The sequence below is a fragment of the Tamlana flava genome (assembly GCF_041287255.1).
GTDB classification, from domain to species: domain Bacteria; phylum Bacteroidota; class Bacteroidia; order Flavobacteriales; family Flavobacteriaceae; genus Tamlana; species Tamlana flava.
This window is the reverse complement of record NZ_JBGGTX010000004.1, coordinates 232,007-251,952: the sequence shown is the minus strand read 5'-3', so window position 1 is coordinate 251,952 and position 19,946 is coordinate 232,007. Positions and strand designations below refer to the sequence as shown.

The 19,946-nt window shown below is 33.8% G+C and carries 18 protein-coding genes; all 18 read right to left on the bottom strand.

What is annotated here, in order from left to right; translation table 11 throughout:
• Positions 1 to 9 precede the first annotated feature (9 nt).
• Positions 10 to 1,401, bottom strand: a complete 1,392-nt coding sequence (locus tag ACB104_RS13010) for a sugar transferase (RefSeq protein ID WP_370479391.1) — start codon at positions 1,399 to 1,401, stop codon at positions 10 to 12.
• Between the two features lie 148 nt (positions 1,402 to 1,549).
• Complete coding sequence (locus ACB104_RS13005; RefSeq protein ID WP_370479389.1) at positions 1,550 to 2,902, bottom strand: O-antigen ligase family protein; 1,353 nt, start codon at positions 2,900 to 2,902, stop codon at positions 1,550 to 1,552.
• On the bottom strand, positions 2,899 to 3,975 hold the full coding sequence (locus ACB104_RS13000; protein ID WP_370479387.1) for a glycosyltransferase: 1,077 nt from the start codon (positions 3,973 to 3,975) through the stop codon (positions 2,899 to 2,901). Before ACB104_RS13000 ends, ACB104_RS13005 begins: the two co-directional genes overlap by 4 nt.
• Positions 3,975 to 5,093 carry a glycosyltransferase family 4 protein gene (locus ACB104_RS12995; protein WP_370479386.1) on the bottom strand — a complete coding sequence of 373 codons (1,119 nt, stop codon included), beginning with the start codon at positions 5,091 to 5,093 and terminating at the stop codon, positions 3,975 to 3,977. Before ACB104_RS12995 ends, ACB104_RS13000 begins: the two co-directional genes overlap by 1 nt.
• On the bottom strand, positions 5,090 to 6,085 hold the full coding sequence (locus tag ACB104_RS12990) for a glycosyltransferase family 2 protein (RefSeq protein WP_370479384.1): 996 nt from the start codon (positions 6,083 to 6,085) through the stop codon (positions 5,090 to 5,092). The genes ACB104_RS12995 and ACB104_RS12990 overlap by 4 nt, the downstream gene beginning before the upstream one ends.
• Complete coding sequence (locus tag ACB104_RS12985; protein ID WP_370479382.1) at positions 6,082 to 7,629, bottom strand: glycosyltransferase family 2 protein; 1,548 nt, start codon at positions 7,627 to 7,629, stop codon at positions 6,082 to 6,084. The genes ACB104_RS12990 and ACB104_RS12985 overlap by 4 nt, the downstream gene beginning before the upstream one ends.
• A 3-nt stretch (positions 7,630 to 7,632) precedes the next feature.
• Entirely contained in the window at positions 7,633 to 8,775 is a 1,143-nt protein-coding gene (locus ACB104_RS12980; protein WP_370479381.1) for a glycosyltransferase family 4 protein, read from the bottom strand.
• A gap of 11 nt (positions 8,776 to 8,786) precedes the next feature.
• Positions 8,787 to 9,587 carry a sulfotransferase gene (locus ACB104_RS12975; protein WP_370479379.1) on the bottom strand — a complete coding sequence of 267 codons (801 nt, stop codon included), beginning with the start codon at positions 9,585 to 9,587 and terminating at the stop codon, positions 8,787 to 8,789.
• Positions 9,577 to 10,977, bottom strand: coding sequence for a UDP-glycosyltransferase (locus tag ACB104_RS12970; protein ID WP_370479377.1), 1,401 nt, complete (start codon positions 10,975 to 10,977; stop codon positions 9,577 to 9,579). The genes ACB104_RS12975 and ACB104_RS12970 overlap by 11 nt, the downstream gene beginning before the upstream one ends.
• A gap of 72 nt (positions 10,978 to 11,049) precedes the next feature.
• Positions 11,050 to 11,922 (bottom strand): N-acetylneuraminate synthase family protein, encoded by an 873-nt coding sequence (locus ACB104_RS12965; protein WP_370479376.1) that lies wholly within the window; start codon positions 11,920 to 11,922, stop codon positions 11,050 to 11,052.
• Positions 11,915 to 13,087 carry a cytidylyltransferase domain-containing protein gene (locus ACB104_RS12960; protein WP_370479374.1) on the bottom strand — a complete coding sequence of 391 codons (1,173 nt, stop codon included), beginning with the start codon at positions 13,085 to 13,087 and terminating at the stop codon, positions 11,915 to 11,917. The genes ACB104_RS12965 and ACB104_RS12960 overlap by 8 nt, the downstream gene beginning before the upstream one ends.
• An 82-nt stretch (positions 13,088 to 13,169) precedes the next feature.
• The gene (locus ACB104_RS12955; protein WP_370479372.1) at positions 13,170 to 14,057 is read right to left on the bottom strand and encodes a glycosyltransferase family 2 protein; all 888 of its coding nucleotides are present in this window, start codon (positions 14,055 to 14,057) and stop codon (positions 13,170 to 13,172) included.
• A 3-nt stretch (positions 14,058 to 14,060) separates the two neighbouring features.
• Positions 14,061 to 15,071 carry a glycosyltransferase family 2 protein gene (locus ACB104_RS12950; RefSeq protein ID WP_370479371.1) on the bottom strand — a complete coding sequence of 337 codons (1,011 nt, stop codon included), beginning with the start codon at positions 15,069 to 15,071 and terminating at the stop codon, positions 14,061 to 14,063.
• A 5-nt stretch (positions 15,072 to 15,076) separates the two neighbouring features.
• Positions 15,077 to 16,300 carry a glycosyltransferase family protein gene (locus tag ACB104_RS12945; protein ID WP_370479369.1) on the bottom strand — a complete coding sequence of 408 codons (1,224 nt, stop codon included), beginning with the start codon at positions 16,298 to 16,300 and terminating at the stop codon, positions 15,077 to 15,079.
• On the bottom strand, positions 16,300 to 17,247 hold the full coding sequence (locus tag ACB104_RS12940) for a glycosyltransferase family 2 protein (RefSeq protein WP_370479368.1): 948 nt from the start codon (positions 17,245 to 17,247) through the stop codon (positions 16,300 to 16,302). The genes ACB104_RS12945 and ACB104_RS12940 overlap by 1 nt, the downstream gene beginning before the upstream one ends.
• Positions 17,247 to 18,098: a glycosyltransferase gene (locus ACB104_RS12935; RefSeq protein ID WP_370479366.1), complete on the bottom strand. Its 852-nt coding sequence runs from the start codon at positions 18,096 to 18,098 to the stop codon at positions 17,247 to 17,249. Before ACB104_RS12935 ends, ACB104_RS12940 begins: the two co-directional genes overlap by 1 nt.
• Positions 18,085 to 19,044, bottom strand: coding sequence for a glycosyltransferase family 2 protein (locus tag ACB104_RS12930; RefSeq protein ID WP_370479364.1), 960 nt, complete (start codon positions 19,042 to 19,044; stop codon positions 18,085 to 18,087). The genes ACB104_RS12935 and ACB104_RS12930 overlap by 14 nt, the downstream gene beginning before the upstream one ends.
• Positions 19,034 to 19,945, bottom strand: coding sequence for a glycosyltransferase family 2 protein (locus ACB104_RS12925; protein WP_370479363.1), 912 nt, complete (start codon positions 19,943 to 19,945; stop codon positions 19,034 to 19,036). The genes ACB104_RS12930 and ACB104_RS12925 overlap by 11 nt, the downstream gene beginning before the upstream one ends.
• Position 19,946: the final 1 nt, after the last annotated feature.

The window sequence follows — 19,946 nt, the reverse complement described above, 5'->3', positions numbered from 1 at the left end:
CTTATTCAACTATTGCCCACGGAAGAAAATTACCGTACTCAACGTTTTTATCAATATGTTCATATCAAGGAAAAAACCTCTGTGTTTGATGTAGTATAAATCATATTGAAGTTTTAGTAAGCTATCATCAACCGAAGAGCCATACCTTGTTTTTACTTGTGCCCAGCCTGTAAGCCCCGGTTTAACGATGTGCCTGGTTTCATAAAACGGAAGCATTCGAGATAATTCCTTAACAAAAAATGGACGTTCAGGCCGAGGGCCAATCAAACTCATTTCACCTTTTAATATATTAATGAACTGCGGAATCTCATCCAACCTTGTGTGTCTTAAAAATTTTCCGAAGGGTGTTATTCTAACATCCCTCTTTTTTGCCCAAACCGCCCCAGATTTTTCAGCATTTTTAATCATGGTTCGGAACTTGACAATCTTAAAAACATTTCCACTTTTACCTACCCTATCCTGTAAATAAAAAAGGGGGCCACGATTACCCAAAAGGTTGCCCAGAACAATTAATGGTAAAAATGCAATTCCCATTAATAATCCTGCAACCGAAATCAAAACATCAAAAAGACGATGAAAAAAAAGATAAAATTTGTTTTGATTATTTCTACTAAAAGGAAAATATCGGTAAAAATCCTTGCCCACAAACTGTACCGGGATACGCTGGGTCAAATCTTCATAAACTTGAGTATATTCGTTTATTGGCAAGCCCTCCTCCAACAACTTTATTAATGTATAATAAATTTCAGAAGTTATATTTTCTGTGCTATAACTGGCTACCACAATTTCTGATAAATTCTCTCTCTCTACAACTTCTTGAATTTCATTAGAACGGTATTCAGGTATTCCTTTGAACTTTACGCCTTTATTTTTACTCAGTTCGCAATTCACAAACCCCACTATTTTATAATTGGGGTCTGAGCTTTTAAACGTGTCAATAATAGTTTGGATGTTTGAAGTTTCTCCAATAATAAGCACCCTTTTGTAAAACCGAGGTGAAAAAATAAACGAAATATAAGCCCAACGCCACAAAAACAAAGGCGCTAAAATTGAAAAATAAAAAAACAGAATTTGTAAACGGTTATCGGGTAAAACCGGTGTAAAAAATGGGGTTAAAAAATAAAACAGTACGGTTGTTGATACTGTAAATACGATACTGGTTGAAATTTTTTCAATTTTACTAGATTTTTGTAGGTCATAAAGCTCAAAAATCGTCCCGAAAATGGACATATAAAGTATGAGCACAAATACCCATGTCCAATTTTCTTTTGTTATTTTGAAATAATCAAAATTAAAGGTGTTTCCAACAAAATATAATAATGCCAGTATGAAAATAATATCAAAGACACGAAGAAGAATTTTACGTTCTGATAAGTTAAAGTGAATGCTGTTCTTGGACATTAATAGTTGATTTGAGCGGTTTAAAGATACTAAGTAATTTTTACACTGGCCAAAATTACTACAAAACCAATAAGTAGTGCTTATTGGTATAACTTGTTAGGTCTACAATAACAGTAACAAAAACATCAATATCTGTTATAATACCCTTTTAACTATGAGCTAGTTTCTTTCTTAACTGAGGCTTATCATATGTTACATGTAATAAACTTAGAGCATATATAAACGACGGAGCTGCAATACGCATCGCTGAATGGTTAATAGTAAGCAACCAAAAAATATAAAAAGAATAAAAAAACAGGTTTGTTTTATTGTTTAACCTATAAACCAAAGGTGTTAAGAGTAGAATTAAAAAAGCAATAACACCCAGTAAACCGTGCTCTGCAATAATCCTGCTCATTTCACTGTGTGAAGCTGCCTCAACACCTGTTTCGGTCATCCGTTCTTCCTTTACTTTACCGACCCCAATTCCCAAAAAGGGATGCTCCATAAACTCTCCAAATTCAAAAGCCAATAAATCGATTCTTCCAGTAGTAACATCTTCTTTCTCTCTTCCAGCAGCATCTTGATTCGCATAGCGTTTATCTAAAAACCCACTGGTTTGAATAGAACTGACTACCCATACAAGCGCTACCATTAATAAAAAAAATAATGCAGAAAATTTAATTTTAAACTTTGTCTTAAAATTAGCCTTCACATAATACAATCCCAAAAAAAACAGAATCATTACTACGGCAGTAATAACGCCACCTCGGCTAAATGTTACAAGCGCCCTAAATCCGAATATCCCCAATAATAACAAGTCGAATATCCTATGGAACAACAATTCTTTTGATATAAAAAACTTGGCTGCCGAAACAAAAATTCCTATTCCTAAAACAGTGGCTACTTGATTGGGACCAAAACCACCGGAAGTTGCAAAACTTGAACCTGTGCTTGTAATTACCTCTTGTAAATTAGGTGTGTATAAAAACAAATAAACAGCCATACTCACTAAAGGCATCAAAAAAGCTATTAATATCAATTTTAACTGATTAAAGCGTATAACTCTCTTATAACAATAAACAGCTGTTATACCTAAACAAACAGGACCACTTAAATTAAAAGCAACTGCACGCCTTATATCCGATTCAAATCCTAATGAACTCACAGCCACGTAAATTCCCGGTATCAACAGCAAAATATATATGACATAAATAAGTGCTCTATTTGAAAAGCCATTGCTAAGTAAGCCCAACCCCACAAACGCAATAATTAAATATTTACTGGCTTCGTAAAAAACAGTACCACCGTTCATTCTTAAAAACACCTCACTACCCACAACATAAGCGCAAGCCAATAGAATATAAAATGTTTTATATCTTTTGGAAGCCATTAAAATCTTATATCCAAAAAAGAACGTACTTAATAAAAAATAACCCAATGCTAGTGGTCTGTACAAAAACACACCAACCCCCAAGAGAACATGAAAAATGAGTAATTTATAATAGATGGACAACTTCATGAATCATATTTTTTATAAATCCCCATCAATTTCTCAATAGTAGTATCTTTAGAAAATTTTCGGGTTACTTTTTCTTTTAAATTATGTCCCATAGACTGCCTAAACTCTTTATTTTCAACTAAGTGCACTAAAGCCTCTACCAACAGATCTTCACGCTCTGGTTGAATCAATATCCCTTCTTCAATATCAGACACAACCTTTTTGCAGTCCCCTACATTAGTAACAACAACAGGCAACCCTACCAATCCATATTCCAGTAAGGCCAAAGGTAAACCTTCTGATTTTGATGCTAACACACCTATATCGCATTGCTTTAAAATATTTAGCGTATCAGGGCAACTGCCGTATAAAAAAACATGGTGTGTTAAATTATTTTCAGGAATAAATGTTTTAATAGTATAAGAGTACCCATCTTCAAAATCCTGACCCACAAGGTGCAAACTCCAATCATCATGCTTTTCCTTCAACACCTTAAAAGCTTTTAACAAATTGATATGGTCTTTCTGGGGTCTCAAATTGGCCAAACAAATGACACGCTTACCAGAGTCCCCTTTCAACTCGGTAACACATTTTGTATGTTTTAACTGTGCAAAATTTGGCAAATAACTTACCTCATTTACTTTCAGGTACTTTTTCACCCATTCTTCTAATGTTATATTAACACAAAAAACATGATTAAAAAACAGAGCACAAAATCTCAAAGCCCATTTTGGCCGCTCGTTTAAAAATTCACTATCCCCATAATGATCATGCCAAACCAAAATAAGTTTGGGGTTTAGTAGTTTTATCATAGTTCCTAAAAAGAAAGAAGACGCATGTGCATGAACTATTGTAATTTGATGCTTTTTAATATAGCTTTTGAGCTTAAAAATAGCTTTTAAATCCAAAGTTGATTTTTTATTCAAAAACAAATAACCAACATCATCTAAAAGCCCATTTTTTAATAATCCTTCTTTTCTGGTTGCACACAAAAAAGAACCATCAACATGATTTAACAATACGTTTGCATAATTTACAGCCACCCGCTCTGCACCTCCCAGTTGCAGAGAATCTATTAATTGTAAAACCCTCATCAATAGCTTATTAATTTTGATATTTCCTTTTCAAAAACATCTAATGTATAGTATTGAGACCATTTAGTAGCTGCTACAGACATATGTTGCAATCTAGTCTGATCACTCAAATGCTCTTTTACCGCATTTGTGGCACCATCTAGTTCACCTGCGATCAAAATACCCCTTTTTCCATTACCAAGCATTTCGGGAACACAAGATACGGGTGTTGCTATGGGAATACATCCAAAAAACATGGCTTCCGCAACGGCCTTTGGCCAACCCTCTGACTTTGATGGTAATATTAAAAAATGGGCTGTTTTTAAAGACTCTTTTATGACAGCTATTCGCTGATTTCCATAGCACGTTACTATCCTTTCCAGATGATTGTCTCTAATATATTGCTCTAAATCATTTCTTAAGATGCCATCGCCATAAATATCTAAAGTTACTTTTCTTGCCTGTCGATGTAATGCTTCAACAATTTTAATAGCCCATAGCGGCCGCTTACCTTCCACCAAACTCCCCATAAAAACAAATTTTAAATCCCCAAGATATTCTCTTTTAACAGGAATTTCTATTTCTGAATCTCTAAAAGTAGCCGTGAAAAATGGTTTGATATTTTTAGATTGGTTTTCCCAATGTCCATACACTAAAACCTTGATGTTTTTGGTTAAAAAGGTATTACTCAACACCCATTTCTGAAATCTAAAACTTAAAGGCTGTTTTGCTTTGGGTTGCCAATTTCCTGCATATTTCGCTGTCTTTAACTTATGCGGAAAAAATATTTGGACTAAACAACCTAGTAAGCCTATGTTCCCAGGGCATCGTAAATGGATATGGTCTGCCCTCAAACACGCTTTGAATATATGAATACTGATTTTTGGTATAGCCAACAATGAAATCATAGCACGTTTAAAACTTGTAAAAGCGATGGACGGAATTTTTGTGAATGTCATAGCACTATGCTGATAAGCCATATCAATATGTGCTGGTTGCCCATTATTACATGGTGCAACAACCTCAACGTCATCTACATACTTTAACCATACATTCATTTCCCGCACATAAGGCGCATAACCAAACCATTGTTTATTTTGCCGCTTGTGCATTACATGTGTTATGATTAAAAACCTCATCTTTCTACTTTAGGTGGGGTAAAGATAATGGAAAACCAACCAACCGTGCGCCCTATACTTTCTGTTAAAGCTTCCTTTCTTTTAGATGTAGTCAAAACGTTTATTGCTCTTATTTTAGTTAATAACAAAGCAGTTATATGCCATTTAAAACGCGCTTTAAATGATGGATTTGCATATTTAACACGCCAGACGTACCAACCGTTCCTAACCACCATCTTACCATATTTAAACTGGTTTGGTCTGCCTGAATCTTCATGATAATGGGAAAGTCTGGCATTCGTGTTAATATATAAGTGCCCTTGTTTAGCCAATCGCAATGAGAAATCGGCATCCTCATACAACCCATAACCCTCAAAATAGGTTGAAAACTGTAATGTTTTAAATACTTCCCTTTTATATGAAGACACACCGCCCATAATTTGCTCTACTGGATAGATTTTACTTGATGGCGGTAAAAAACTAATGGAGCGCCCATGAGAAAATGTGGGCATGTAACCTGGTGGCACATCGGGTAACAATCCGAAAAAACGACGAATTTTAAAACGTGTAGGCTCAGCGCGCATCCAGCCATCATAATAAAATGAATCTGGATGATTTAGTTTATCGGAAAACTTCCACTCTACTTCATTGGCAATATAACCTCCCACTGCTAAAGCTTTCGGGTATTGTTTATATGTCTCTATCAAATATTGAAAATACTGAGGCTCTAAAACCACATCATCATCTAAAAAACAAACTACTTCCGAAGATTTACTTAACCGATGAACACCAAAATTCCGCTGTTTGGTTAAGCCTCTGTCTTTTTCTGAAACTCTATAATATGTTAAATTCTTAAAGACATTTGACTTTAAAGCAGTTTCAGTTTCCGTATTTGTTGAACCATCTATAATTAAAATCTCATCCGGATACACCGTTTGTTTCCCAACCGATTGCAATAATTTTAGCAGTGGTTTTTGGCGCATATAAGTGCATATAATTAACGAAACCCTCATGGTGATTTAATCGATTTTAAGTGATGGGCATATTTTAAACTTTGCTGCCATTGTTTTTTGAACACCTTAAAATATGTAAACGGATTTCTAATGGATTGATTTTTATAATATTTTAAAAACAATACGGTTTTATATCCCAACCGTTGTTCTTTTGTTTTGTGCAATAATTGAAACAACATCACTGTTGGGGACGGTTTTGGCTGAATCATATCTTCTTTCCAAGGTAGCATCGGCTTTGTTCGAAATCCGCCAATGGGAGCTTTAAGATGTTTTAAGGAGATTTCCGGATAATATATAATATCTGTCCCCTTATTTCTTAACTGTGCTCCAAAGTCCGAATCTTCACCAAAACCATGTTCATATCCTAAATTAAAAGTAATATTACCCAATGCCGATGTTTTTACAATACTGCATCCAGAACCAAAGGCTGACCATTGTATCGGGATTTTTATCTTTTCTATTTCATTTTCTGCTTTGCAACTTAACGTAATGGCTTCGATACCATGGCATATCATATAGCTTGTACTCTCATAAAGCGCATTACTTTGTAACCTAACATCATCATCAGCAAAAAAAGCAAATTCAGAAATGACCTCTTTCAACGCCTTATTTCTTGCATTGCATGCCCCAGTTTTATGCAGAAAATGATGCTTAATATTAAAAGGCCAAGATTCCGTTTTTAAATAATCTAAATCAGAAACACTGCCTTTTAAGGGGTTTTGCTCCACAATGATGACATTTTCAGGGAGCAAGGTTTGTCCCCTTAAATCACACAACACATTGTACAGATAGGCTTTTCTACCGATGGTCGGAATGATAACATCCACAGTTGTTTTATCTGTTACTTTTTCAGAAGACTTTATGTCTATCGAATTAAAATCAACAGACAAATACCTATTCTTGACAAAACACAGTGCATAAAGAAACGGAAGAAGCCAAAACTTTCTTTCGTATAGGATACCATTCAAGACCAATAAATAAAGCCATCGGGTTTTATAATGTTGTTTTACAAACTTAAAAAGGGTTAACATTTGAGATTTTGGAGCCACTGAAGAATTATGCTCTAAAATTAAATTGGGTTCTGAATAACAAAACAAACCAAGTGGTATCGCCAGTTTCGCCAATGAATTTAAATAATAATCAAAATTGGAATCCTGTGGTATTTGATCCTTCACAAGCAATAAGACAGACGCATGTATCGCCCCTACCGTACTGCTCATTTGCCAAGTGGGGTATGATACGTTCTTGTTGACCTTTATAAAGGAAGACATATCAACATAGCCTATTTGCTCGTTCAAAAACAAATGTTCTCCTGCCCCAAATGACAGCATTAACCGGTTATGGTGAAATCTGGATTCCAAAAACTTTAAATTCAAAGTTGGTTTACAGCTTACATGGCACCAGACAATCTTTTCATCTGGAAACTGATTTGCCAACACATGTAATGTTCTTGATAGTGAGAGGTGTTTGTTAAAATCCAAATGCTGATTGCCTTCGACAACTATCTCATGAACCTTATTATTTAAATGATAAATTACAACCACCCCCTATTTAAGTATTTGATTATAGAATGCCAAGCTTTGCTTCGCCACAATTTCCATACTAAACCTCTCTAAAACTTTCTCTCTAGCGGCTTTTCCAAATTGTTTTTGCTTAACGGGGTTATCAAGCAATTCCATAATACAATCGGCATACTGCATATGATTTTTTGGATTAACCAAAAACCCTTCTTTGCCATCTTCAATCATCTCATTGGCCCACCCAATGTTTGATGCTACGATGGCCTTTTCCATGGCCATGGCCTCTAACCATGAAACAGGTAATGCCTCAGCAAAAGACGGAAACACACAAACCGTTGCATTTTTTATAAGCTCATGGATTTCAGAATAGGCAACAGCTCCCAAATAATTGACTTGCTTTATAGCCGACTCATCAAACAAGGGTTGCATTAATTGCCATGTTGATGAAGACCCCGTTTTAATATCAGTACTATCCTTACCAACAAGAAATAATCTAGCTTTAGAATTATTTTTATGAACCAAATTGAAAATTTTAGCCAATTCCAATAGGCCCTTTTTTCGTATTAAGGTTCCAAAATAGAGAATCGTTTGTTCTTCACTAGTCTCGATGTTTTTTGCACCAAATAAACTGGTATCAATACTATTCGGAATTACCCTAAAATCTCTTTTCAGTCCAAATAAGGTATTGGTCAATTTTCCAGTAAACGCACTAACACTTATAATGCCATCTGCCCTAACGAGAGCTCGCCTCTCCAAAAACTTATTTTTAAATTTAACGGGGCGCTGCTCCAAATGACAAAAATAGGTGTCACTACCATTTTCTCTAATAACCAGTGGGCATTTCAGATTTACAAAGGCTGTAAACCCCGTCCAGTCGGGCGCTTCAACCAACTCTATTTTACCCGATTCGTATAAGGAGTTCAGTAACCTTTCTACCTTTTTTTGAGTAAGAATCAGAGACAAGCCTTTTACTTTTATGTTTTTTATTTTGTAAAAATGAATGTTTTCGTCAATAAAATAATCATCACACTCTTGCCCATAAACAAAGATACTGATGTCATGGCCCAAACCAACCAAAGCATTTGCCAAATTAAAGATACTCGTTCCAATACCGCCCGACTTGCCTGTTTTAGGGTGGGGATATTCCGGTGTTAGAAAGGCGATGTTCATTGTTGCAGCTCTTATAAATAATTAAGCCATTTCGATAATTTCCTTGATCCTACAATTATACCTATTCTAATTAAAAATGAATGGCTTTTTCTATTAACTGGTTTAAATGCTTTCGTTTTTTTCTTAGAGTCCCAAATGTTCTTAGCTCCTATTTCTTCAAAAAAAGAAGAATTAATTACATCAATGCTATTAATTTCCTTTTTTATTTCTTGTATAGATTTTGGCGTATTAAACTTAGTCTTTAAATCCTTTAACACGACTTCATTTTGATTCACTAAATCTTCATACCTCAAAATGTAAAATTTACTAAAAGCAGGTGGACTCTTCATTATAGTTTTGCTTACCTTTTTTGAATAAAAATAAGGATACAAACCCATGTGCTTACCTATTATTTTAAATACATCCTTCCAATTGTTTTTTTTGAATCTCATAGATTTAAAAATAGATCCAAAAACATCTTTAGGGTTTCTGATTAGCAATATATGAATATCATCTGGAAAGACTTTTACTAGATGATTTACTCCTTCAAAAGAAGTGTTTTTTATCATCACATATTCTGAATCGGATTTTGAAAGGATTGATTCTCTAATTTTACTTAAAATTATTTCATTAAAAAAATCTTGATCTTTTTTATGATAAATTTTTTGGTAAACACTATCATACTTATTCAAGAAATTAGACAACCTAGTTTCACTATGACCATGAGCTAAAACCTGATGGTTTGTAAATATCTTAATAACTTCGGAAGCAAAATTATGCCCTGTTCTTGGAAAGTAAGAATTTAAGAAAACTATCTTTTGGTTATTGCTCATTTAAAATATCTTTTATTGTTTTCCAAATATTTTCTGATGCATGCTCGGGTTCTTTACCTGCAACAATACTGAACCATTTTTTTCCTTCTTTAACATTTGACAATTCTCCATCTAAAATCCGTTTTACCAAATTTTTCAAATCATTTTTATCAGTACAAAAAATAGCGGCATTTTCATTGGGCATGCTCCTAAAATGCACATAGTTGTAATTTTGCCCGATGTCACGAATCCCTTGCTTCAATTGAGGCTGCTCATAATTATAGTAAATACAAGGTTTGTTGTGCAACACAAAATCAAATACAGTAGACGAACATACGTTAGTAACGAACTCACTGTGTTCACAAACATTATAAAGCATTTTAAAATCTTCTTTTGTTGGAAGAATTTCATTCCATTTAGTCCCCGCTTGCTTCCAAAAGGGATCAATAACCTTAACAATATCATTATTTTTTTCTAAAATAGTATTGTATCTATCCGTAAAATCTACAGGGCATTTTCTATAAATAATGCCCAAATTATAGCCTTGGGTATTTAAGCTTCTCACAGCATTAGCTAAATCTTCCAGATAATATTGATCTAAGGGTGAGGTTGTTTCATCATCACCAGAAAAACATATATACCTTTTGTTGGTATTCAAATTGTATGACTTGAAAAAATCTTCACGGGATACTTTTAAACTTAAATCAAAATGTGGCTCAAACTGCGGTGTCCCAGTTACAAAAATTTGGTTTTCTTTCACGAACGGATAATATTGTAACACCTGCGTTTTCATTAAATCACTCCAAACACAATAAAAATCGGTTTCAACTACTTGCATCGCTTTGGGCACATTATCCCAAGAATATACAAAAGCCACTGTGGGTATACCTAAATCTTTAGCTGCCAGCAGTGTACTTATAGATTGTGAAGCCCTTTGGGTAGTACAGAACACCAAATCTGGCTTATGTACTTCTAACTGCTTTTTGCAATATAGATACTTTGAAGTGGATCGTTCCAAATCATTTATTTTTTTCCGAATACGTTCTATTCCCTTTTCTGAATTATTAAGACCTATTAAAACCTTTACAAACAATGTTTTAAAAGCATTTTTAAATCCTTTATATGAAAATGGAAATTTATATGTTGAATACACCCCATCTTTGAATTTTTTTTCAGAAACATTAAGTTCTATATGCTTTCTAGCCCTTAAGTACAAAGATGTTAAAGGATGATTTCTATGGTTTTCAATTTTAACTTCATTAAACCCCAAATTATCTTTTAATGAAAAAACCGTATTGTTCCAATACATAATATCAAAACCCTTTTCCTCTCCAATTTGCTTGAAATCCGTAAATGCAAAATTCCTCAACCCAACTCCATCTGGAAATAAAACGAATATTTTTCTTTTCATATAGTTTTTCTTCTAACCAGTAACAAGGACAAATAAAAAAAGGTAAAGTTTCCTTTGTAACACTAAAATCATCTAATGTTCTTTTTTTAATTTCTTAAGTTGCTCTTGCTCTATAGGCAAAATATCTTGGTTCTTAAATTTTAAAGCTCGGTAAACGGCATTTAAATCCCTAGTTAGTTTACGTAATCCCATAGGTTCTAAAGAAGCTGCATGGTCAGTTCCTTTCCAGGTTCTATCAAGGGTATAGTGCCTTTCAACAATATTAGCCCCTAATGTATATGCTGCAATGTCAACTGAAATTCCCAAATGATGTCCCGAAAAACCGATATCCTTGATATCGTTTCTATATTTTTCCATTAATATCTTAATATCCAAAAGACACACATCTTCAAACGGTACAGGATAGCCAGAAGTACAATTGTATAGCACCAAATCATTATTTCTTTCTTGCTTTTTGAAAAAAGTAACCAAATCGTCTATTTCAGTTTTAGTTGTCATTCCCGTAGAAACATGAATCTCTCCTTTATAATTTTCACAAAGCCATTCCATCATTTTAATATTGTTATTACACGCAGATGGAATTTTAATAAACTTTGGGCCCAATGAAGCAATTTCTTTAGCAGAAGTAACATCCCAAACCGATGAAGAGTAATCAATACCAATATCCTCACAAAATATTTTAAGTTCTTTATGTTGGTTAACATCAAACTCCAAATATTCCCTATGGGCTCCGTAAGTATCTCCATAAGAATTCGCGGGGTTTGGGTGTGGCTGGTAATACTGTTCTGCTGTTAAAAGCTCTTTGTTATTTCGCTTTTGAAACTTAACTGCATGGGCATTACAAAATATTTTAGCCACTTTAATAAGTTCTTTGGCAATTTCCATATCGCCTTTATGGTTACATCCTATTTCGGCAATAATGTATGGTTCTTGGTAGTTATTCATTTTTATTTTGAGGAAAACGCTTGTTATAATTTAAAATAAACTGACAGGCTTCACGAATGGCACCTGCACCAGAGTTTTTAGACAATACAATATCTGCATGGGTTTTAACAACATCTGTTGCATTGTTTGGCGTTAAAGACCAGCCTACACTACAAATATTTGCTAAATCATTAACATCATCGCCAACGTAAACAACATTGTTTATTGAAATATTATTATCTGAAATAATGTGCCGCAGTAACGTGTATTTATCTTTCACTCCCAAAAATACGTGTTCAATTTTTAATTTTTGCATACGTTTTGCAACCAACTCCGATTGCTCACTGGTCATTACCATAACTTCAACCCCAAATTCACGTAATATTTCCAGCCCCATACCATCACGCATATCAAAATTTTTGGAATGCTCGCCATCTTTGATACAGGTAATGGTGCCATCTGTAAAAACGCCATCTACATCCAAAATCAAATGAGTTATTCTTTCAAGTTTTTTCATTGTTTTTTGGCGATTAATCAACAATTGTTCAACCACTATCCAGTCGCTTTCCGAATCTATTTCCAAGAGCGACTCTTCGGGCATTCTTACTAGGCCCACCTTGACACCCAACCTATTTTGATATTTATTTAAAGCTTCCTTTGTTATAGTATAAACGGCTCCATTTTCAACTAATAGCCCTTCGAATTCCTGACGCCTTGGACGTTTTAAAGGATTGTAATTGATTGGTTTTCCATTACTATTCCATAAAAAACGATGCGTATTTACAACGGTTAAAGCTGAATCGTAATCTGCATTAAGTTTATCCAAACAGGCATTAATATCTGATTTTGTAGTGAATGGCGATGTAGCTTGTAATAAGCAGAAATCATCAAAATCATAGTCTATTTTTTGGCAGAATTCTAGTATGGCCGACTCAGTAGATGCTGTATCAGTAGCATTAATTTTACCACGCATTAATGCCTTTACCTTTGGTGTCCATTGGTATTCTTTATTTACAAAATCTATAACATCTTGATCATCTGTATAAATATATACGGCATCTAGATCTGAAAAAATAGCTTCGCCCAATACCCAAGTAAATAAAGGCCTACCGACCATTTTTCGCTTATTCTTATTTAGGATTCCTCTAGAACCCTTTCTAAGCGGAATAAAGCCTATTCTTTTCATTGCATTTATATTATAGAAATCAAATATATCGATTTCATTATTGTTTAAAAAGCCATTTAGTCACAAGACTATAAACTAAACCTTAATAATATTTAGGTAATGGTAATTCTGTACTTTTTTTTATACTCTTTTTATCTATAGGATTTCTGTACCTCATTAATTGGGGCAGAAAAAACAATATTTTGAACAGAGCGACTATGTATGCCTTAAAATAGCTCCAGTTCTTACAGCCATACTTTTTGAAGTTATGCCAAAATAATTTTGCTATTTTAAATAAAGGATTAGGGTAATAGACCAAATAATAAAAGGCTGTGTTTTTCAGTTGTTTTCCAAACCGGAAATAATTTCGCCCTTTTTGGATACGTTCTTCTCTATTAACCCTATGGTTTACTTTAATTTTGGTGGTGTAAAGTATGTCGTAGCCCTTAGCAAGTACCTCAATCGACAAACAGGATTCTTCTCCATAAATATCTATCCAATTAGGAAATCCGTTCGTGGCTTCATAAACTGCTTTTCGAATGGCAAAACCACAACCAATAAACTCCCTACAAAAATAGTCTTCAACTATCTCTGGACTACTATTTAAAACTGCTTCATCTGTTTTAAAAACCCCTTTTATTTCCTGGAATGCCAAAATACCAACCTTAGGCAGTTCTTTGAAAAGTTGCTCAGATAAAACTACAAAGTCTTTGTTTACAGGATGGGCATCATCATCAATTCCTATTAAAATTTCTCCTTCGGCCTTTTTATAAAGTATATTTCTTGCTCTAGAAGCTCCAATGCTTTTATTGGCCCCGGACCATTTTACCCAATCAAATATATCTTTTAAAAACGAGGATTCATCAGTACAACCATCCAAATACACCAAAACCTCCTGATGGGTTAAATCAACCAAATCCTCTAGAATCGATAATGTTTTTTCAAGCGCTGCCTTTCTGTTTTTGGAAACAATTAAAATGGATGCCTGCATCAATTATCTTATTAAACTTTTTATCAATTTCATTTTTCCCATAAACCTTATTCTTTTTAAAATAAAAAACCAGATTGAAGGGCTCATCCTATTTACACCCGAACGTTTCCAATAACTTAAAACCCTTCTAGCCAATTTATAACTAAAATGTTTTTGGTTTGATTTTGAAAGCTCCGATTTGCTTTGTTCAAAAACACCATTAAAAGCATGAATAATTTTTTCAACCTCAATCTTAAAAATAGCTCTTTCAACTTCTTTTTCGCTGTAATACAACCCCTTAATCTCTGCTGCTGAAAATGAAAAACCAAAAGTCTGCCAATGGGAGGCGATAATGCTTGAGCGGTATTCTATATTAAGTTTTTGTTTATCGGGCGAACGGTGGTTACTATCATCCAGAATACGGTACTTCATCAAAAAATCTGGCAAATTAGCCATGTTACCAATTTTTGATATTCGAGTCCATAATTCCCAATCTTGGCAATTTATTTTAGACTCATCATATCTTAAATGGTGTTCCGATATTTTCTGGCTTCTAAAAACAACGGATGAATGCCCAAACGTAGCTCCAAAAAGCAGATTATATTTTATGTAAGTCGATTCTGTGGGATATACCCATCCATCTTGTGGGTTTTGCGTCATGTCTTTCAACCAATAGCCCTGCGTACCACACAAAACAACTTCTTGATTATTTTCTAAAAACTGTAGTTGCTTTTTAAATCGGTCTGGAAAACACCAATCATCTGCATCCATTCGGGCAATATATTCGTACTGTGTAAGTAAAAATGTCAAGCCTTTATTTAGTGTTTTTGTGAGCCCAATATTCTGTTCATTTTTTATATAATAAATTTGAGAACTTTTAAAAGACTCTATTATTTCTTTAGTATCGTCGGTTGAACAATCATCATATATATACAAATCGAAATCTTTAAACGTTTGGTTTAAAACCGAACCAATACTTTCCTTTAAATAAGGTGCCGCATTGTAGGTAGGCAATAAAACCGCCAGTTTCTTCATAGTTTTTAAATATTTTGCTCTTTTACTGCTTCAAGCACCTTATCAAGCATTTTCTTGAAATTGGTATCACTAAAATAATCTCCAAATGGATAAACAGGCTCATTAGATTCCATTGTTTCCTTTATCAAATGCTCCAGTTTCTCTTTAATTTCTTTTGGATTATTGTAACTTGCTATATACCTATCGTCTTTGATGATATCGCGTAAATCGCTTCTTTCTGGAGAAATCGTTAATACAGGTTTGTGATAAGCTGCTAAAAATGGTGCTTTGCCCAATAAAACACTACAATAAAGTGGACCATTTTCTAGCATAATATTAATATCCGCCAAATGAATCTGCTCAAAAGCAGCATTTGAAAAGTCCACAAAACCTAAAACGATAATGTTTTCATTAGTCGAATACCTCTCTTTTAAAAATTTTATGTCACTCCTTTTTTTCAATCTCAATACAAATTCGGTATTATCTTTAAATAGCTTATTGGTAAAAACCAATTCTTGATAAACGTCCAGAAGCTCACAAATATTTCTTCCAAATTGAATGGCTCCATGATAGCATATCGTAATTTTCTTTTGCTTCTTAAATGAGTGATTATGATTGGAAAAATTAAATACTGATGGCTCATAATGATGGGGCAACTCAAAAAATTTAGTTCTGGAACCATACAAATACTGCATATCTCTTGATAAATTAGCTGTAGCTAATCCTAATTTAGCCTGAGACACTACTTTTTGCATTTCCTTCATCCTAAAAAGTTCCAAGTTAGATAATTCGTTCATAGTGCCAGAACACCAAAATACAGGATAAGGCTCATGAAAGGTAATAATCGCCTTTTTTAAAATAGGTAAATCTTTGGCTCCCAAGAGGGTTTGATGCTCCAATCCTGCACTCCTAATAAAAATATAGGCATAAGGTTTATAGTCTATTTTTGCTATTTGCTTACCATACACATTTTGTCTGTATCGCTCGTAGATGGATATATGAAATAACCTCCAAAAAATTTTATTGTACCATTTAACCAACCACGGCACCTTTAAATTGAGCACATGCGTTTCAATAGCATTTACAGGCAACAAATGAAGTTCATCATTACTCTCGCTTTGCTTTAAATAAACCACATCAATAACTGCTTCGGGGTATGACTTTCTTAACTTGGCCAAAAAAGATCTAGAAATAATCCCTTGACTTGTGCCCGAAACTTTTAGGTCTTGTTCTATTATTAGAAATTTCATTAATTGCTAATTTGGCTATTTTGCAGTAGCCTTTTTTTAATTTTATAAAGAAACAAACGAAATGGTAATTGCATATAAAATAATTGCCATTTCAATTTTTCAAAAAAGTTCAAATCCAAAGTATCCAAAATGCGTGCAAATAAATCATAAGACTTAAACTTTAAAGATATCTGTGTAAAATATCGAATTATGTCGTTTGATACTAACCCCCTTTGGTGCAATGTTGCAACTACCAACTGTATAGCATCTGCATAGGAAGCTTTTCGAACCGAATCATTATTGTAAAACTCACCTGTATTTGAATCTGGGTGCTTTCTTCCAAAATATAAAGTTTTTTCAATTGATATGCCCTTACAACCAGAAGAAATTATTCTTGTATATAATTCCCATTCTTCAGCATACATTAAACTTTCCTGAAACCTATTATTCTCAAAGCACCCTTTTCTCCACATAACGGCACATGAGATAATTTGTAATTCATTTTTTATTATTTTTCCGAGGTCTCTGTAATCTATATAAAAAGTAGCGTATTCATTTGCATAATCAAACCGCCCATCAAATGCACCTTTAAACACATTACTAATATACCTACAAAATGAAATATCTGTGTTGCTTTCCAACTCCTTGACACAGAACTCCAAATTTTGGGGATGTACTATATCATCATCATCAAAAAAAATGATGTAATCGCCTTTAGCCAAATCCAAGCCATAATTCCTGGCCCCTGGCAAGCCCTTTTGGTATTCTGATGATCTTAGATAATATTTAAACCGATGGTCTTTTGCTAAAATAGGTAATAAAACTTCTTTTGTATTATCGGTACCGCCATCATCCACAATCAAACATTCCCAATCTTTAAAGGTTTGATTGCTTATGGATGCTATGGCTTCTAATATATAACCTGACCTATTGTAAGTTGCCACAATAATAGAGACTGTTGGATTCATTAATTCATAAAAGATTTAATATATCTGAAAGGCTTCAAAACGGCATTCCCTATTCTATACTCCAACCGTTGAGTCTTCATTTTTTTTCCAAATTCCTCACTTTTAATTTTATGCAACATGTAATCCACAAACAACTCAAAATTGTCCACATATATATCTTTATGCTTGTTGTATATATACTTCAACAAGTCATATTTTATTTTATTGGCTCTGGTAGTTGTAGAACGTTCCCTAATCCTATAATTAAAAAGGGGCTCTTGAATAATACATGCTTTACCACCCTCTTTTACCAAGCGAATGTAAAATTCCCAGTCCTCAAAACCTTGCCTCATGGCTTCGTCATATCCGCCAACACTTTGCCAATCAGATTTCTTAAACATGGCACTACCTGTAGCGCAGTTAAACTTTATAAAGTTTTTAATGGTACCGCCACAAGGTTTGAAAAGTTCTTTTTCCCCATTAGGGAACAAGCGCATTACATTGGATGTAATAATTTTAATGGAATCATCCTGTTCAAAAAGTAACATGGCTTTTTCACAAAAAGTGGGCTCAAAATAATCGTCTGAGTCAAGAACCAAAATATATTGGCCTTTAGTCGCTTTAATGCCTTCATTTCTCGCTGTGCTTTGCCCTTGATTTTCTTGCGTAATTAACTTAGTTATTTTAGGCTCAATGGTCCTTAAAACATTTTTGGTTTTTTCGTTAGAGCCATCATCAACTAATATAATTTCTATATGGGGATAGGTTTGCCGTAATGCCGAGGTTACCGATTGTTCTATATAATCAGCATCGTTGAAACAAGGAATGACCACTGATACTAATAGCTTATTTTGGTTTTTAGCTTCTGGCATATTTCATAACATTATATCCTACTTTAAAAAACCGAGCCATAAAGAGTGCCAGTAAAAAAGCAAGTCCCTTAAAACTTGTAAAATAATTACAAATTAATTTAAACGCATGGATTTTATAGGGCACTTTCCGTTTAGACATTGCTAATTTAAATGAATTCTGCATATAGCCATTTAAAAACCATCTTATTAATTCTTTATTATTGTATTCCACTAAGTCTTTGGCTGTTTGAAACTTTATATTGACAATCTTACCAAAAAAAAGGCTAGAATTCTCATCATACATCTTAGTAAGAGAATTGTTATGCACACGTCTGTACGTTAATATATCTTTGAGCAGCATTCCTTTAAATGGTTGTTCTAACAATTTAACAAAAAAATTATATTCATCGCCGTCGGTTATAATATGCTCATTAAACTTAACATTCTCAACAATTTGTCGAGTACCCAAAAAATCATCCGTTATCCAACCTATCTTATGCCATGCAAAACTTTTAGCCGATATCACTGCCGTATCTCTATCAAATTCGTATGGTTTGCCCAGCAACTCACCAGTTTCATGGCTAAAATTAACGGTGTCGGTCACCACAAAATCCAAATTGTTTTCAATTAGTTTTTTATGTGCTATTTCCAAATGTTTAGGCAACATAATATCATCACTATCAAACCATTTGATTAAGTCGCCAGAACTTTTTAAAAAACCAAAATTTCTGCAGGCATTAGCTCCCTTCTTTAAATGATTTGGGCGTTTAAATATTTTAAAGCGGTTATCTTTATTTTGGTACTGCCCCATAACATAATAACTCTCATCAACACTTAAATCATCTACCAAAATACATTCCCAATTAGTAAAGGTTTGCTTTAAAATACTATCAAGTGTTTGAGGCAATAAACTTGCCCTATTAAAAACCGGTATTATAATGGAAATTTCGGGTTGGTTATTGACCATGGTTTTTTAAATGAATAAACATCCGCCTTGTAAATTTAATACATTGAACTAAATTTAATTGTTTTAAAAAAGACCAAAACACCAATATCCAAAAAGAAAATGAAACCTTTCCGTGTGCGTAGACCAATTGTTCATAATATAGTGTTAGATGTTTTTGTTGGGCTTTTTTAAATTTCAACAAATGTTCTGCCAACAAAAACTTAAAAAATTGCAACCTTACTAACGTTTTCTCATGTTGTTTATAATCCTTTCTGGAAATATTCTCATTACTCAATCTAAAATTTACATGTGCCGTATTTATGGAATAGATGGTGTCAAAACCTGAAAATTCCAACCAAGCCCTATCATCGGTAAACCAAGCCATATCATAATGATAAAAACCATGGGTATCATAAGCGCTTTTTTTAAATACGTATTCAGATAACGAACTTCTGGTGTTGTTTGTAAAACGTCTATAAAAAAAATCGGTTGCTTTTTCTATTTTTGGGTGTTTAAATAATGGTGATGTTTGATTGTTTCCGGCATCTATAATTACAGAGGCAAATCGAACTACGCTGCAAGTTTCAGTATTAATATCAGGTAAGGAATTATAAAATTCTTGTACGCAATTGACACTTAAGGTATCATCATCTCCCAAAAGCATAAACCATGATTCATCATGAGACATTGTTATACAGCGTTCCCAATGTTGTACTAATGAATCACCGCCTAAATTACTCTCAAACCGCTGGTAAACCAAATCCAATTGCTTTTGGTATTTTTCCACAATCGCAGAAGGATTTTCAGGGCTCGCATCATCTCCAATATATACTTTAAACCTTTTGTCTGTTTGGCTGGCCAAAGATTTTAGCGTGTCTTCAAAAAAAGAGAGTTTATAGTACGGTATGATGATGGCCAACATA